General features: G+C 59.3%; 9 protein-coding genes. All 9 read left to right on the top strand.

Annotation, left to right across the window (positions count from 1 at the left end):
* The first annotated feature begins 1 nt into the window (after position 1).
* The 9 genes from ACWUI2_RS15135 to ACWUI2_RS15175 all read left to right on the top strand — a co-directional run bounded on the left by ACWUI2_RS15135 (position 2) and on the right by ACWUI2_RS15175 (position 16,810).
* A complete protein-coding gene (locus ACWUI2_RS15135; protein WP_486983689.1) occupies positions 2-979 on the top strand; it encodes a LamG-like jellyroll fold domain-containing protein in 978 nt (325 codons plus the stop codon).
* A 41-nt stretch (positions 980-1,020) separates the two neighbouring features.
* Positions 1,021-2,034 (top strand): LamG-like jellyroll fold domain-containing protein, encoded by a 1,014-nt coding sequence (locus ACWUI2_RS15140; protein WP_486983690.1) that lies wholly within the window; start codon positions 1,021-1,023, stop codon positions 2,032-2,034.
* 144 nt (positions 2,035-2,178) lie between these two features.
* A complete protein-coding gene (locus ACWUI2_RS15145) occupies positions 2,179-3,042 on the top strand; it encodes a LamG-like jellyroll fold domain-containing protein (RefSeq protein WP_486983691.1) in 864 nt (287 codons plus the stop codon).
* Between the two features lie 177 nt (positions 3,043-3,219).
* Positions 3,220-5,319: a LamG domain-containing protein gene (locus ACWUI2_RS15150; protein ID WP_486983692.1), complete on the top strand. Its 2,100-nt coding sequence runs from the start codon at positions 3,220-3,222 to the stop codon at positions 5,317-5,319.
* Positions 5,320-5,606: 287 nt separating this feature from the next.
* On the top strand, positions 5,607-9,140 hold the full coding sequence (locus tag ACWUI2_RS15155) for an SUMF1/EgtB/PvdO family nonheme iron enzyme (protein WP_486983693.1): 3,534 nt from the start codon (positions 5,607-5,609) through the stop codon (positions 9,138-9,140).
* A gap of 180 nt (positions 9,141-9,320) precedes the next feature.
* Positions 9,321-12,077: a LamG-like jellyroll fold domain-containing protein gene (locus ACWUI2_RS15160; protein ID WP_486983694.1), complete on the top strand. Its 2,757-nt coding sequence runs from the start codon at positions 9,321-9,323 to the stop codon at positions 12,075-12,077.
* Between the two features lie 70 nt (positions 12,078-12,147).
* Entirely contained in the window at positions 12,148-14,463 is a 2,316-nt protein-coding gene (locus ACWUI2_RS15165) for a hypothetical protein (protein ID WP_486983695.1), read from the top strand.
* 18 nt (positions 14,464-14,481) lie between these two features.
* The gene (locus ACWUI2_RS15170; protein WP_486983696.1) at positions 14,482-15,087 is read left to right on the top strand and encodes a type II secretion system protein; all 606 of its coding nucleotides are present in this window, start codon (positions 14,482-14,484) and stop codon (positions 15,085-15,087) included.
* A gap of 22 nt (positions 15,088-15,109) precedes the next feature.
* Entirely contained in the window at positions 15,110-16,810 is a 1,701-nt protein-coding gene (locus tag ACWUI2_RS15175) for a glycoside hydrolase family 2 protein (protein ID WP_486983697.1), read from the top strand.
* Positions 16,811-16,958: the final 148 nt, after the last annotated feature.

A 16,958-nucleotide genomic window follows, 5' to 3' on the forward strand; every position in this document is an offset into this window, starting at 1 on the left:
TATGAAGTTACTTCGCCCGATCCGCATTGCGCTCTGCCTCGGTTTCGCTTATGCACTCACCTTCGTTTCCCCCGCCGCGGCCGGGGAAATTGTCGGACTTTGGCATTTTGATGGGAATGTGACCGATTCGTCCGGCTATGGTTCCACCGCCAATCAGTGGGGCCACATCCTGTTTGATTTCGAGACAAAGCAAGTGGGAACCGCCTCGGTGCATATCGATCAATCGGAGGTCCAGAGCGGCATCCGGCTGAATCTGAGCCCGGAGGCCGCCGCTCTGAAAGGGAAAACGGAAATCGGGTTTTCGGTCTGGATCTATCGGAACCGGGACGATGCGGGAAATCAGCGAGTGCTCGCCTTTAGCGATCACGCCAACGCGAGTCCCACGTTTCGGCTGCAGCGGTCGGCCGCATGGCCAAACAATCCCAACCGCTACCTCCTTCAAGCTCCCGGACTCAATTTGCCGAGTGGTTCGACCAACAGCCCGCAGATCATACTCCCTTTTCGGGAGTGGACCCATTTCGCCATAGCCTCGGATGGAACCCACGCTGGAGTTTATGTGAACGGCGAGCGAATTGGTCCGCTGGCAGAGGTGGGGACTGCTGGATTCGAGGCCGGCGCCTACCTGCAATTGGGAATGGAGGCCAGCAACGTCGGCAACCGGTCGGATGTGTTTTTCGACGATCTCGTTTTATACGATGGGCCGGCCGACGCTGACTGGGTTGCCCATCTGTATCAACTCGGTCTTCAAGGGATCAACGCCTTCATTCCCGAGCGGGAGCCGGACGAACCGGTGCCGGTTGCGATTCGTCAGGCGGGCGAGTTGGAGTTCGCGACGGAGGTAGGAAGCGTCTATCTCGTTCAATCCTCCGACGACGGTGAAACGTGGACCAACGAAGGAACCATGTTCGTGGCGGACGGCGAGATCACGCGGCGATTCGTCTCCGGGGACCGTCAATTCTACCGCGTGAGAACCCAGTAACGATCCCTTCGTCCAACCCCTTACTTCAAGGAGACACCAACATGAACTTTCGCACTATCACAAACACGATTCCTTCGGTCATCCTTTTCGGATTGCTGGCCGGCGCCGCTCCGGCGGGCGCCCATGTCGTCGGACTCTGGCACTTCGACGAAGATTTCAATGACTCGTCCGGATACGGCAGCACCTATTTTCATGAATATTCCGAGGATTGGGGAACTCCGGTGATCAGCACGGAGGTTTTTCAGGTGGGAACCGGATCGGTCAACTCGGGAGGCGTGAGCAACCCGCTCGACCCGCTTTCCGACACCGGGGTCCTTCGGCTCGACCTGAGCGAAACCGCCAAAGAGTTAAAAGGGTCCACCGAGTTCGGCCTTTCGATGTGGGTGTTTCGAAATCAGGACACCACCGGAAACACCCGGATCTTCGCGTTCACCACCGGGGAAACCTTTGCGGAAATCGAGCCGAAACTGGTGATCCGCACCCGGAGCACGACTCCGGCCGATCAATATTTCATCACCAATGCCGGTCTGAACGGGCTTGGGGAAGACACTAATCCGTTCTCGTTGCCCTTTCAGGAATGGACCCATATCGCGATCACTGCCGACGGATCGACCGCCGGGCTCTATGTGAACGGGAATTTGATCCATAGCACCAGCATCACCTCAGCCGACGGGGCCAATTTGGGAGACTACATCCACTTGGGATCCCTTCACGCCGGGTCGGGAAGCTACGCGAATTCCTTCTGGGACGATCTCGTTCTCTACGACGGGCCGACGGATGGAGAATGGGCGGCGACGGCCTACCAATTGGGGCTCGCCGGGGCGAATTTCGTGACCGAGGCGGAATTGACCCAAGACGTTCCCTTCGTGAAGAACCCGGCGGTGAAACTGGAATTCGAGACCGACGTGAACCGGTCCTACCAACTGCAACGGTCGGCGGACCTGCAGTCCTGGGAGGACGACGACCTAATCTTCCCCGGAACCGGCCAAACGGCCCGCCGGTTCTATGAAACCCGGGAAAAAGGGAAAGAGTTTTACCGCGTGTTGGGGGATTGATCGACGTTCCCTAAACACACAATTCTCGACGTGAAGGAGGTCGGGGATCTGCTAAATTCCCAGATACTCTACGATTAGAACAATGCCAGAATCGACGCCACATGCCGAATCTTCAACGATCGGGCCTGCATTCAAACCTCAAGAATGAAACCAACCAGAACAAAGCATATCATGAATCTTAGAACAATTATCCGAAACGTTGTCTCTCTCTCCGCGCTTGGACTTTTGACCTGCGGTTCGAACGCGGGAGCGAATATTGTCGGGCTCTGGCATTTCGACGGCGATTTTAATGATTCGTCAGGGTATGGAAGCACCGTTAATTCATTTGGTGATGTCACCTTTGGTTCCAGCCCTTCCCAAGTCGGGACCGGCGCTGTACATGTCGATCAATCGGAAGTCCAGAGCGGCTTCCGGTTGAATCTGAGTTCAGAAGCAACCGCACTAAAAGGGAGCACGGAGGTGGGGTTTTCGATCTGGATTTACAGAAATCGCAATGATACAGGGAACAATAGATTGTTCGCCTTTAGTGATGCCGCAAACGGCAGTCTTGCATTCCAACTGCAACGGTCCGATAGTTGGAGCGCGAACGCCAATCGCTATTATTTGAACGCTCCCGGCCTTGGCTTGCCCAGCGGAACTAGTAATAGCCCCCAAATACTCATTCCCTTTCAGGAATGGACCCATTTTGCCATTGCCTCGAACGGAACCCAGGCCGGAGTTTATGTGAATGGATCACGAGTCGGTGCGTTCGCGACGGTCGGCGATGTAGGTTTCAACTCTGGAGCTTATCTTCAATTGGGTATGGCTCTGAGTAATTCGGGAAACCGATCGGATGTCTTTTTTGACGAACTTGTTCTCTTCGATGGCGCCACTGACGGAGACTGGGTCAGTCAGATGTATGCCATGGGCGTCGCCGGGCAAAACATTCCGGAGCCGGCCACGACTGCCGCGCTGATTGGATTCGGGGTGTTGACCTTGGTGATCGCTCGTCGGCGCTGGAAGGCGTAGTTGGCGGCGAGGAGAACACACCCCACCATGCTGGCGCATGGTCCCCCCCTCTCAAGAGGGGATCAGCGTAGAGGAAGTTCCCCTCTTGAGAGGGGGGGACCGCTCGCTAGAGCGGTGGGGTGTGTTTCTGCACGAATTGCAGCAGCCGATGCCATAAACGAAAAATTCAAAGAACGAATGAAAATCACCCTCTATCGGCCGCTCGCGCTGATTCTCGCCATCAGCGTGGCGGCGACTTCCCTCGCGGCTGCCAGCGACGGCGAGATCGAGATCGTCGGTTTGTGGCATTTCGACGAGAACATGGATGATGCCACCGGTTCGTGGAGCGGTTTCGGGCGCGGATCGCGGGGCAAGATCGACCGCGAGGAATTTAAGGTCGGGTCCGGTGCCTACTCGGCGGTCCACGGGGAGGAGTCGGCCAGTAATTGGCGGCACCATGCCACCGGGCGGATCCTGTTAACCAATCACGCCGAGATCGATGGGGCCGAGGCCTTCGGCATTGCTTTGTGGATACGTCCGGTCAAGTCCTGGGCGAGGGAGGGACGGGTTTTCAGCTTTGGCCGGAATGCCTTCGGTCTGGCCGCGGTGCCGGGAGAGGAGGGGCGATTTCGGTTGGCCGATCCGGGGTTCGCGGCGGCGGATTCGCTTTCTCCGCTCGACCTTCCACTCGACGAATGGAGTCACCTCGCGGTGGCCGCCGACGGTGGAACGGTCCGGGTCCTGGTCAATGGCGAACTGGTGAACGAAGTCCCTCAGACCGGTCCGCTGAAAGGCGGGAGTGTTTTGTATCTGGGCGCGCTCGACAGCGGGGGCGTCGGTTTATTCGGAACCTGGATCGACGAGTTGGTGCTGGCACGGGGACCGGTCGACGCGGCGTGGGTGAAAGGTGTCTATGAGCAGACCCGGACCGGCGAGCCGCTGCCGTATGAACCACCCGCTCCGCCCGAGTTTGTCGCGGTGGAACGCGATCCGGGAAAGTTTCTCCGGTTGTCGCACGACCGGCTGGAGTTGACCGCCTCGCAGACCAAACGGCTGTCGATCACGGCGACTGAAACGCCATTGTTCGGTGGATACATTCCGTCGCGGATGATGAGCAACGAAGAGGAGGTGCGGGAAATCATCCGCGACTTGGAGGCCCACAATTGCAATACCATTATGGTGTCGCTGGAGTGGTGCATCGCGCGGGCCTCGTTGTTGCGGTTGTTTCACGAACACGACTTCCGGGTCTTCGTGGTCCTGCCGCCTCCGTATGGGGCCGATTTCGTGCGGCAAGTCCCGGACGCCGCGCAACGGGACGGCGAAGGGAATTCGCTGCGGACCGCTTCATTTTACGATCCCCGCTTTATCGAACATTTGCGGGAGAATTTTCTCGCCGAAGGATTGGAAGGGCGGGGGATCGACGCGCTGATTTTGGACGAACCGTCGCACCGCGACTACCGGATCGCCCTGCGCGAAGGAAGGCTGTATCACGCGCATCCCGCAGAGCAGGAAGCGTATCGGCAAATGCATGGCCGTCCCTTGGGGGAGCTCAATTTGAACACCCATCCGCCCGATCGCGCCGACTACGACCGGTTGATGGAATTTCGCCGGAAGATGATGCACGACTGGTTGGATCTGGTCGAAGAACTCGTCGCGTTGCGGGCACCGGGAGTCGATTATCATGTGGTGCTCACTCCGGACAACGTGACCAACTACCGCTACGCCGGCTACCTGAGAGGTCGGGAGGCGACCGGGGTCGATGTCGAAACATTGTTGCAAAGCGAGCGGCTCCGCGGAATTCAGTTCACCGCCTATATGAATGCCTGGGGGGACAAGGATCCCGAGTGGGTGGCTGGTTTTCTGCCTTTGTTCAAGACCCGGGCGCACGAGCAGGGCAAAGCTTCGATTTTCTGGGCTCAGGCTTATACGGAATCGCCGACCCAGGTGAGCCGAGGATTTCATCCGGGAGGGATCGGCGGATTGGTCGACGTCACTGTCGGTGAGGGCGTGGATGGGGTGTTCCTTTGGAGTTATCGCGGCTTTTCCCGGGAAGGATACGGTTGGCCGGAGTTCTTCAAGGAGTTCGCGGAAACCGCGGGACAATACCGGGACCGCCCCGCGGAAGGATTGACCTTCGCGCTTGATCCGACGGAGGCGACGATTTCCCTGGACGTCTCGCCCAAGGGGAATGGTCGGTATGATCTAGCGGTTCGAAGCGCCCAGCCGGGCGAGTTCACCTTGCGAGTGCGGAACCGGGCGGGGATTGAACAAGTGATTCCGGTGGTGGTCCGACGGTGAGAAGCATCGTTTTTTTAACCACGAATAGACACGAATGAACACGAATGAAGAGTCTGGGGAAACAACGGAGGATCTTCCAGCCGACCGAATACGAGAAGACGGCAGGATGCCATCCCTCCCAGAGCTCACGAATCAAATCGGAGGGTTGGCTTCCAGCCGACCAAATGCGGTGCTCACGCCGTTACTTACGCACTGCGGACGGCAGGATGCCATCCCTCCCAGTGCTCACGAATCAAATCGGAGGGTTGGCTTCCAGCCGACCGAATGCGGTTTCAATTTAAATTAGGATGAGAAAATGTCCGAAAGTTTACCCCAAGGTCGCTTCCTGGTGGATTCGAATCTTTGCCGCGGCGGTGACGGTGTGGGCTGTTCTGTCGGCGGCGGAGGCGCGACCGCCGGTGATTTTGCCGGGACCCGCGGGAACGGAGGAGACGCATCAGCTGGTTTGGGAAACCGTCCCGGGAGTGCGGTATGAAGTGCAAACGACGACGGATTTGTCGGACCCCGGGGCCTGGGAAACGGTGGTCGGTTATCCGGTGGAAGCCGCGACCGTGGTCGATTCGTTGCCGTTTTCCACCGTCGGCCAGGCGGCGCGGTTTTTCCGGATCATTCCGATCGACGAGCAGGCACCGACGATCGCGGGCCGTTTTCCAGAGGCTGGCAGTTTCGCGGTGTCACGTGTCTCGCCGTTGGTGATTGAATTGATGGATTGGAGCGGAATCGATCCCGCCACGATTTCGTTGGCCGTCGGAGGACTTGGAACATTCGGTCTGGGCGATCCGGAACTTTCGTATGTGGACGGGACGTTGATTTTCGACCGGGGCAACATTCCGCTCGGGGCCTATGGGGCCCATGTCGGCGTCCATCTCGTCGTCGCCGACACTCTGGGAAACGCGGGCAGCCACGCGTGGTCGTTTCGGCTCGAACAGGAGCCAAAGTTGGCGGGTGATCTTTTGGTCCTCGGCAGTCCGGAAGCGTTGGCGGCGGGCCAGCAACTGACCCCGGAACAACAGGCGGTCCTCGCGGCGGTGGCGTCCGCCGACGAATCCGGCGCGATGGCGGCCGGGAGCCGATGGTGGAGCTTGAGCGGAGTCACGCCCGGCACCTTGGTGTTCGACTATGACGGCGGCACGCCTCCGGATTTTCAGCCGGGGCAATTTTTGGCGAATCTCGCCCCGGGTCATGTGGACGAAGTTTTTTACCGGCAAGTGATTTCGGTCGCCGACCAAACGCCCGGATCCGGTCAGTTGACCGTCCAGACTGCGGATGTCGGTTTGTTGGAAATCTTCGAGCAAGCCTCGATTTCCAGTTCCAGGGAAACCGGCGGGCAAGTCGTTTTCGCCGTCGATGGAGATGGCTCGCTGGTGGGCGAGGGAGCCGGCTTCAGCGTCGGCGGCGCGTTCGAAGAGACCCTCGATTTCCTCGACGGAGGGATCGATTTCGATCTGGCGGGAATCTGGCTGTCCCAACCGGCGCTGCGGGTGGCGATCGACATCGAGGATTCGCGGGTCGAGGAATTCTTTTTCCGATACGACGGACGGACCACGATGCGGGTGGCCCCAACGGTCACGGTGGCGGGTCCGGCCGAGGAAACGGTGACGACCGATCTTCCGCTCCTGTCGAGTCAGCATCTCGTCTATCTCGGACAAGCGGGAGCGGTTCCGGTCTGGATCGATCTCGGCTTCTTGCTGGACGCGGAGGCGGGAGTCGAGGTCTCGGGGCCGGCCAGTTTCAGCGCCGCAGTGGAAAAGACCGAACGGATCTTCTTGGAGGCGAATTTCAGTGCAAGGGAACCGACGCGAAACGAATGGAAAACGTCGGGACCGATCACCGCTCTTTCGACGGAAGGGCCGAGTGTAGCCGTCGATGGATCCGCCAGGATCTGGGCGACCTTGTTGCCGCAGATCGATGCCGGCTTGGATGGCTTGTTTGGCCTCGATTTCGAACTCGCGTCCTCGTTGGAACTCGACGGCAACGGCTCGGGCGGAAGCGGGACTTTCGATCTGACGGGACGGATCCTCGCCCGGGCCGGCCTCGACTTGAGTGGGGTCGACGAGGAGGAGCTGCCGGTGTTGGCCGATCATGAACTGGCGAGGCAGCCCTGGCGTTTCCAACAACCGCCTCCGGGTTCGTTGACGATTCTGGAACACCCGGCGTCGGCTTCGGCCCAGTTGGGGGAGAGCGTGGTTTTCCGTTCCCTGGCGGTGGCGGGATCGGCGATCTCGTATCAATGGTATTTCGATGGGATCCCGCTTCCCCGTCAGACCGGACCCTCGCTCAAGCGGTCGCACGTGCGGCTCGAAGATGCGGGCAATTATTCGGTATTAGTGACTTCCGGAGGAGAATCGTTGATGTCGGAAGTCGCCACCCTGACCGTGACCCTGCCACCGGGACCGCCGGCCCCGGAAGGCCGGATTGTCGGATTGTGGCACTTCGATCACGATTTCAGCGACTCCTCGGGTTACGGCAGCACCGCCGATTACAATACCAGTCTCGGGACCCCGGTGATTAGTCATGAAATTTTCCAGGTCGGGTATGGATCGGTGAATTCGGGAGCCGCGTCGGAAATTAGCGTGCTTCGGTTGATCCTGAGCGAAGCGGCGGGGGCGCTCGATGGCTCCACCGAGTTTGGCCTGTCGATGTGGGTTTACCGCAATCAGAATGCCACCGGCAACACCCGGATGTTTGCGTTTTCCGTGGGGCCGAGGGATCCGACGGGGTTACATATTCGCCGGACGAGCGGAACTCCGCTGGATCAATATTTCCTGGCCAATGCCGGTTTGAACGGACTTGGGGGCGGAGCCTTTACCCTGCCTTACCAGGAGTGGACCCATATCGCCATCACCGCCGACGGCCAAAGCGCCGGGCTCTACATCAATGGCGAAATGGTTCACAGTACCGTGATCACGGATACCGGGACGCAAGGGGTCAGACTCGGAAATTTCATCCATCTCGGATCGCTGCATGCCGGATCGGGAAGTTACCTGAACACGTTCTGGGACGAATTGGTTTTGTATGATGGTCCGACCGACGGCGCCTGGGCGATGGATTGGTATGAACAAGGAAGTCAAACGGCACCGGTGGGCATGGTGACGGTTTCTGGAGGGACTTTGCCGGCGATCTCGGGACTGGGGGAGCTGGATGTCGGGGATTTCCATCTCGGGCGGAACCTGGTGACCTGGCAGGAGTGGCAAACCGTGCGTGACTGGGCCGTCGACCACGGGTACGATCTAGCCGATATCGGCGCGGGGTGCGACGCCCAGCACCCAGTGCATTCGGTCAACTGGTACGACGTTCTCAAATGGTGCAACGCCCGGAGTGAAATGGAAGGGTTGACACCGGTTTACCTGCTGGAAGGGGAAGGAACGATTTACCGGAGCGGAGAATTCGGACGGAGAGGAGCCGGAACAGTGACCCAGGACGCGGCGGCCGACGGCTACCGCTTGCCCACGGAGGCGGAATGGGAATTCGCCGCGCGCGGCGGAAACCAAAGCGGGGGGCATACCTTCAGTGGAAGCGACGACCTGAACCTGGTTGGCTGGTATGTCGAAAACTCCAGCGGAGCCGCTTGTGGCTTGTCCCAAGGGCGGGGAACCCATCCGGTCGGTCAGAAAGCCCCGAACGAACTCGGCATCTTCGACATGAGCGGCAACCTGTGGGAGTGGTGCTGGGACGCCGCCAACGACACCAATCGACGCATTCGGGGGGGAGATTGGAGCTCCGGCTACTTCATGTGCGCCCTCACCGTGAGAAATTTCAATTATCCGGACCTCCGCACCCAGGTCGACGGTTTCCGGATTGCTCGAAGGGTCAACGAGTAAGGGGTTCCCGGACTCCCCACCACACCAATTCCGAATGTTTCACTCTACGATTAGAGCAATAAGAGTATGGACTCCACAAGCGCATTAAAGGATCGTTTTAGCAGAGATCGAAGTTTCCCGATGAAGGTGACCCTCCCAGAAAAAAAAATCCGCTGTCGCAGGCAGAAAAGCATCCGACTCTTGGGTCGCGCTATCATTTTTATCATTCTAGTTTTCAGCTACTTGCAACTGGAATCGGTCCATTTGAACGCGGAGGTGGTCGGTCTTTGGCACTTCGAGACGGACTACCGGGATTCTTCGGGATACGGGAGCACCGCGACCGCGAATCTGGGAACCCCGCCGATCAGCCATGACGTTTTCCAGGTCGGAACCGGAGCGGTCAACTCCGGCGCCGCCAGTGGAATCGGCGTGTTGCGGCTGAATCTGAGCGAGGAGGCGGCCGCCTTGAATGGGGGCACCCGTTTTGGGATCTCCGTTTGGCTTTACCGCAACCAGGAGGCGGCTGGAAACCAGCGGATGCTCACTTTCAGCGAAGAGACCGGCGGCGGTTTCGGGATGACGATTCGGCGGGCCGGCACCTACACCGACACCAGTCGTTTCTTTCTGGAAGGCGCTGGATTGAATGGTTTGGGGGGGAACACGGTTGACCGGCAAATCAGGCTGCCGTTCCGGGACTGGACCCATGTGGCGATCACGGCCGACGGCGAGACCGCCGGGCTGTATGTCAACGGCAAGTTGGTCCATAGCACCAACGTCACCGGTGGAGAGGGGATCAACTTGGGGAATTTCATTCACCTTGGAGCCCAATCCGCAGCGACCGGCGGCTACATCGACACCTTTTTCGACGAACTGGTTCTCTACGACGGAGCCGCCGATGCCGAGTGGGTGGATCAATGGTATCAGCGGGGGCGGATCGTCGGCTTGTGGCCGTTCGATGACAGCACCGGGGATGTCACCGGCTCGTGGAGCGAGTTCGGCCGGGGATCCCGGGGCGGGATTGATCGGAATGTCCAGCGGGTCGGCACCGGGGCTTATTCGGCGATCCATGGAGAAGATGCCACCACCGATTGGCGGCATCATGCGACCGGGCGCATCCGGTTCGCCAACCATGCGGTGATCGATGGCGCGGAAAAATTCGGCATCGCGCTCTGGGTGAGGCCGGTGAAAGTCTGGACCACCAACGGCCGGATCATCAGTTTTGGCAGCAATAACTTTGGACTGGCGAACGTTCCCGGATCTCCCGGGTGGTTCCGTTTGATGAACCCCGGAGTCGCCGGCGCGGCCTCGTTTTCGCACTTTCAATTGCCGATGGACGAATGGAGTCATGTGGCGATCACCGCCGACGGCCAGACCGTCCGGTTTTTACTCGACGGAGTGGTACAAAACGAAGTGCCGCAAACCGGTCCGTTGAACGGGGGAGAACAGCTTTTCATCGGGGCAATCGATAGCGGGGGAGTCGGCCTGCTGAGCACCTATATCGATGAGTTGGTCATCGCCCGCGGATCGGTCGGGGTCGAATGGGCGCAGTATGTTTACAACACCACGAAGACCGGAACGCCGTTGCCGTATTCCACAGTGCCGCCGCCCCGTTTTCAACCGGTGGATCGGGATTGGTCGAAGTTTCTGCGGTTGTCGGAGAGCGAACTTCAATTGACCGCCGGACAGCCCGCCCAGTTCCCGATTCAGGCGCAGGAAACGCCATTGTTTGGTGGATACATTCCACCCGGGCGGATGACCAGCGAAGCTGAAGTGCTGGAAATCATCGCGGACTTGAAGGCGCATCATTGCAATACGATCGTGGTGCCGCTCACGTGGTGCATCGAGCGAGTCGCCTTGTTGCAACTGTTTCACGAGAACGATTTCCGGGTCTTCGTCAACGTGGCGCCGCCTTACGGCGCGGAGTTGGTTTTGCAGATTCCGGACGTGGCCCGCATCGACGAAAACGGCGACGCGCTTTCGACCGCCTCGTTCTACGATCCGCGTTACGTGGCTCATCTGGTCGAAACCTTTTTGGCGCAAGGAGTCGACGGGCGCGGGGTCGATGCCTTGATCCTCGACGAGCCTTCGCAACGCGATTACCGGATCGCTCTGCGGGAGGGACGTTTGTATCACGCCCATCCGGCCGAACAGGAGGCGTATTACCGGATGTTCGGCGAACCGTATCCGGACATCGATTTAACCGCGAATCCCAATCCGGCGGATTACGAGAAAGTGATGCAATTCCGCCAACGGATGATGCACGACTGGCTGGAGTTGATGGTTGAAAAGATCGTGCAACGTCGTGCGCCCGGGGTCGATTATCATATCGTCCTGACTCCCGACAACGTTTCGAATTCAATGTATGAAGGTTACCTGAGGGCGCGCGAGGCGACGGCGGTCGATACGGCAACGCTGCTGGAAGGCGACTACCTGGCGGGTATCCAGTTTACCGCTTATTTGAACGCCTGGGGCGACCGGGCACCGGAGTGGGTGGAAAACTTTCTGCCGTTGTTCCGCACCCAGGCCCATGCCCAGGGAAAGGCGTCGATCTTCTGGGGTCAGGCGTATCTGGAGTCGCCGACCCAGGTGGAGCGGGGGTTCAATCCGGGCGACATCGCCGAGTTGATCGACCGGACGGTCGGGACCGGAGTCGACGGGATGTTCCTGTGGAGTTACCGCGGATTCTCCCAGGATCCGTATGATTGGGAGGATTTTTTCGCGGAGTTCGGAGCAGCCGCGGCGCAATATTCGGATCGTCCGGCTAACGGCGTCACCTTCCGAGCGGATTCGCCGGACGGAGGTCTTTCGGTCTCGGTATCGGAACAGGGCGCCGGCGCCTATCAGTTGACCCTTCAAGCCGATCAACCGGGTGAATACGTTTTGGTCGTTCGAAATCGCGCGGGGATCGAACGACGGATCCTGGTGACCGTGAACGGATCCCATCCGGCCGAGGGCTGATGCCTATTTTTTATTTAACCAGCAATACACCAACCTTACACACCAACAGGAAGAGACAGGAGAAGATTTGATGACGGGAAAGATCACACGAGCGGCTGCAGGCGGAATTCTTGGATTGGCGATGGTATCGCCGGCCATCGCGTTTGATAAATTCGATGGCGTTCAATTCATGTCGGCGATGGTCCGCGATCACTCGATGGAAGACCGGAACGCGATGGCGCTAACCGATGCCCGAATGCTCGCCCGGCTCCACCAGATCGGGGTGGAGTTGGATTACTTGCCTCACCAGGAAATCATGTGGCAACGACTGAACGAGACCAGCGCGTTCTGGGGCACCAAGACCTTGATCCGTTTGCCCTACAGTCCCGAAGTGATCGATGAAGAGGGGAACGTCTTGTTTCGGCTCGGTCCCATCGAAGATCCTGAACGGAACCTGTTCGACCACGGCCACGCGGAGAAACGCCAGCTCGCGGCGGAAGCCATGGGACGCACCGTCGCCTCGCTCACGAGCGACTGGGTGATGATTGATGAACCGTTCTGGAGCTACCGAGGAATGGAGGATGCCCGTCAACTCCCGATTTCCCAAGCCCTGAGCGATTTGGTCCGCGAGCGGACCGGACGTCCGATCGAGAGCGTCGACGCGTTCGAAGAGGACCCGGAAGTTTGGCACGCTTTCGTTTACGAGCGGCAGCGCGCGCTGGCCAAGTCGTTGACGATGTTCAGCGAGGCCGCCCGCGAAGCCGGAAAGAAGATGGCGATCAACGTCTTTCCCGCCGCGATGGAAAGTGGGGCGGTGACCGGTTTCGAAATCGCCACCGCGATGGATGTTTTCGGAAACAACATTGATCAAATCGGGATCGATCCTTACTACACCTTGTTTGTCGAAGATCCGAGGTATGCCGGGTTCATGTTGCGGATCCTGGACGACTCCACTCCGCGCGACATGCCGATGATGGGGTGGATCGACGGCGTGAACGGACTACTCGAGCGGTTGGCTCTCAAGAACCCTCCGCCGGAAAGTATGAAGCCGCAGATCGCCACTTACCTGGCCAACGGCAGCGACCATCTCGCGGTTTGGGCGCACTCATATCTCGAAAGCATGGGCAACCGGGAGGCTTACCAGGAAATGGTCCGTTGGGTCCGCGACAATCAGGCGTTGTATAGCGGCAACCCGGAAATGGTGTCGGACACGGGACTTTATTATTCCAACCTCACAGTCGCGATGAACGATTATTTCCCGATCGGCTGGACCCATGGAACGGGACCGTTCGGTCAGTATTTCACGGCACTCAACACCTATTACATGGCGACGGTCACCCACGTTCCGGTCCGGGTGCTCTCCACTCCACTGGGTCATGAATACCGGCTCGCCGAAAAACTCGAACGGTTGCGGCGCCTGATCGTAGCGGATGCGACTGTCATGAGCGACCCGGAAATCGATGTCATCGAAGAGTGGGTACGGACCGGAGGCGAATTGATCGTCATTGGGGATTCCGGAAAACTCGACGCATTCAAACAACCGCGCGAAGCCGGGCTCAACCGGATCAGCGGAATCGCCCTGACCGAAGTGAAACCGCGGAGCTCGTTGCGATTCACGGAAGAGTGGCCGCGGAGTGGCGAAAACGCGCTCGCCGTCGAGATCAACGGCAGCAACGAATGGCTCTTCATCGACCGTTATCAGGACAACCGGGCCTACGCCCTGAACCCGGACCACGACGAACGCGCGCGCTATTTTCCGGAACGCTGGCCGCTGCATCTGCGGTCGACTCCGCTTGAGCCGACCCGGAAGTTGGAGGATCCGCAATATTCCGACTGGTCGCCCGGCGGGGCTCCCGGGTTGGAGGTTGGGGAAGATGCCGTGGTGCTGGCCCGCTACGACGACGGCGACGCGGCGATTGCCGAAGTTGCGGTCGGGGAGGGGAGAGTGATCCATGTCGCACCTTCCGATTGGTTGACCCGCTATCGCGATCCGGTGGCCCGCCAGGCGGCCCGGAATTTGTTTCACGACGTTTTGCAACCGGAATTCGTCTTGTCGGGGGCGGACGAAGCCGACCTCGCCTCGCTGGAGTTGGTCGTCACCGAGCGTCGCCACGGCGACCGCCGCGGAATCATGGTGCATCTCGTCCGTCACATCCATGACGATCAGGCGATTATCCCGAGCGGCGAAACGCTACGCGACATCACGGTGGAGCTTACCCTCGACCCGGGTGAAACGGTGCAATTCGTCACCCCGTTCTCGCCGGATACGGAGACTCTCAAATTGCATCACAGTCAAAATGACCGAACGCTGAAAATCACCTTTGAAACAATGGATGTTTACAACGCCGCCCTGATTGGCACGGGTCGGCAAGCGGAACATTCGTTGACCGGAAAGTTCCAACCTTAGAATGGAGATGAAGTTACCATGAAAGAACCACATTTATTACGCGGCCGGATGCTGCGTTCACGCGGGTTCACCTTAATTGAATTGCTCACGGTTATCGCGATCATCGGCATTCTTGCCATGATCCTGATTCCGGTCGTGGGCAAGGTCCGGGAGTCGGCCCGCCGGACGAAGTGCAGTTCCAATATGAGACATATCGGTCTGGCGATCGCGATGTATATGGACGAACACGACGGATGGACGCCACCGGCGGTGTTCACCTCTTCCGGGGCGAACAATTACTGGAACGCCTGGCGGGAACCTCTCGAACCGTATGTGGAAATTCATGCCGAGCAGCTGTTTTTTTGTCCGACCGGTGTTTCCGAACGAGGGTATGTCGGCCGGTCGCGGTATCGGATGCAGCCGCGCAGCAGTGGCGCGAATCCACAAGCCTGGCATCCGGTGTTGGCTCCGGGGCGGCCCTACAATCCGGATGTCAGCAACCTCGAACCGAGCAACGTTGTGCTCCTCCTTGATACTTCTCCCTTCTATCACGGGCGCCACGAAAGCCCCTTGCTCTTTTTCGATTTTTCGGTCCGGATCGGCACATGGATGAATTACTTCAACGAAAGTCAATTCGCCGAGTGATCGCTGGCGTATCGAAGGAATCATGACATCGGCTTCGGTTCTCCTTCCTGCGTTGCCGGTCGGGGCGGCGAACATCGAATCCCTCGACGGGCTTTGGCGCTTCGCGTGGCTCGGTGACGTCGATCCGACGACGGTCGATTGGAATGCGCCCTGTTGCGAACGGATGCCGGTGCCCGGCTGTTTCGATACCTTTCCCGATCATGCCGGGAAACGGGGTTTGGTCCGCTACGAACGGGATTTCCGGCTGGTCGAGCCGGGTCCGTGCCGGTTGTGGTTCGATGGAGTCCACCATTGGGCCCAAATCTTCGTCGACGGACGTCCGGTCGGCGAGCACTCCGGTGGTTTCACCCGCTTCGCCTTGGATGCCGGAGATCTCGGCGCGGGCATGCACACCATCGCCTTGTTGGTCGACAACCGAATCGATTATGACCGTTGCCCGCTTCACCTCGATTATTTCGATTGGTATCACTACGGTGGGATCGCCCGTGGAGCCTGGTTGGAAAGGTTGGAGCCAGCTCGTATCGAACGGGTGGATATATCGACCGAAGAACTCGCAAGCCGACGGATGCGGGTTCGACTGATCCTGGACCGCGGCGCCTCATCGCCGGAGGCGACGCTGCGGATCCGTGTCGATGGACAGATCGAGCTGGAGGAGCGGGTTAAACCGGAGGAGTACGGGGAACACGACGTGATCGAACGAACGTTCGAACTTCCCGGAGCGGATCTTTGGTCCCCGGCGAATCCGGCGTTGCACGAGTTGGTAGTCGAGTTTGGGGGAGCCCGGCGGCGTTTGCGGTTTGGGATTCGAACGATCCGGGTCGACGGCAACCGGTTGTTGTTGAACGACGAGCCGCTCCATCTGCGCGGCGTATGCCGTCACGAGATCAACGAACCGTATGGTCACACCCAGTCGATGGGATTACTGGTCGCGGACCTCCAACGGATCAAACAATTGGGAGCGAATTTCGTCCGGGGGAGCCATTACCCGCAGGACGAGCGATTTCTCGATCTCTGCGACGAACTCGGAATTTTGGTCTGGAGCGAGGCGACCGCGTGGCAACCGGCAGTGGAGCATTTGACCGATCCTCATTTTCTGAAAGCCCATGCGGTCGTGGTGCGGGAAATGGTGGCCGCCGCGAATCATCACCCGTGTGTGATCATGTGGGGAGTCTTCAATGAAGGGGCCGCCCACGATAAGTCGGTTCGACCGGCGTATGCGGAGGCGCTCAACCTGTTGCGCGAACTCGATCCCACCCGACCGGTGACGGCGGCATTCCACCGGATTGAAGAGTGCGAATGCCTCGACCTCGTCGATCTGGTGGCGGTCAACACCTATCCCGGTTGGTATGGCGGCGAAATCGAAGAGATTCCCACGCAATTGGAATCGGTCCGACAGCATGTCATCAATCGCGGCGGAGCGGGCAAACCGCTCTTGATTTCGGAGCTTGGCGGCGGCGCGATTTACGGTTGCCGCGACACCTTCGGCGACCGGTGGAGCGAATCCTACCAGGAACGATTGTTCGACGTGGCGCTTTCGCATCTTTTCGCGAACCGCGAACATTTCCTCGGCATCGCCATCTGGCAATTCGCCGACGGCCGGACCTCCGAGTATCCGAACCCGGTCCTGGCCCGCCCCCGCGGCTTCAACAACAAAGGCCTCTACGACGAATACCGCCGCCCGAAGCTGGCGGCGGCGACGGTACGACGTCATTTCGGGGGATAGAGTCTCCGTAGCATCCGGCTTTCGCCGGATGATCTTCCGCCTTACCCGCAAGCCCCCCCGGAGGACCCAATCATCGAGCGAAAGCTCGATGCTACCGCACTCCGTAGCATCCGGCTTTCGCCGGATGATTTCCCGTCTTGCCCGCACG

It is taken from the genome of Verruconatronum alginivorum, from assembly GCF_056590205.1.

What these genes read in the sequence shown, in the direction of transcription:
- ACWUI2_RS15135 (WP_486983689.1), top strand. Translation starts at nt 2, where the DNA reads ATGAAGTTACTTCGCCCGATCCGCATTGCGCTCTGCCTCGGTTTCGCT.
- ACWUI2_RS15140 (WP_486983690.1), top strand. Translation starts at nt 1,021, where the DNA reads ATGAACTTTCGCACTATCACAAACACGATTCCTTCGGTCATCCTTTTC.
- ACWUI2_RS15145 (WP_486983691.1), top strand. Translation starts at nt 2,179, where the DNA reads ATGAAACCAACCAGAACAAAGCATATCATGAATCTTAGAACAATTATC.
- ACWUI2_RS15150 (WP_486983692.1), top strand. Translation starts at nt 3,220, where the DNA reads ATGAAAATCACCCTCTATCGGCCGCTCGCGCTGATTCTCGCCATCAGC.
- ACWUI2_RS15155 (WP_486983693.1), top strand. Translation starts at nt 5,607, where the DNA reads ATGAGAAAATGTCCGAAAGTTTACCCCAAGGTCGCTTCCTGGTGGATT.
- ACWUI2_RS15165 (WP_486983695.1), top strand. Translation starts at nt 12,148, where the DNA reads ATGACGGGAAAGATCACACGAGCGGCTGCAGGCGGAATTCTTGGATTG.
- ACWUI2_RS15170 (WP_486983696.1), top strand. Translation starts at nt 14,482, where the DNA reads ATGAAAGAACCACATTTATTACGCGGCCGGATGCTGCGTTCACGCGGG.
- ACWUI2_RS15175 (WP_486983697.1), top strand. Translation starts at nt 15,110, where the DNA reads ATGACATCGGCTTCGGTTCTCCTTCCTGCGTTGCCGGTCGGGGCGGCG.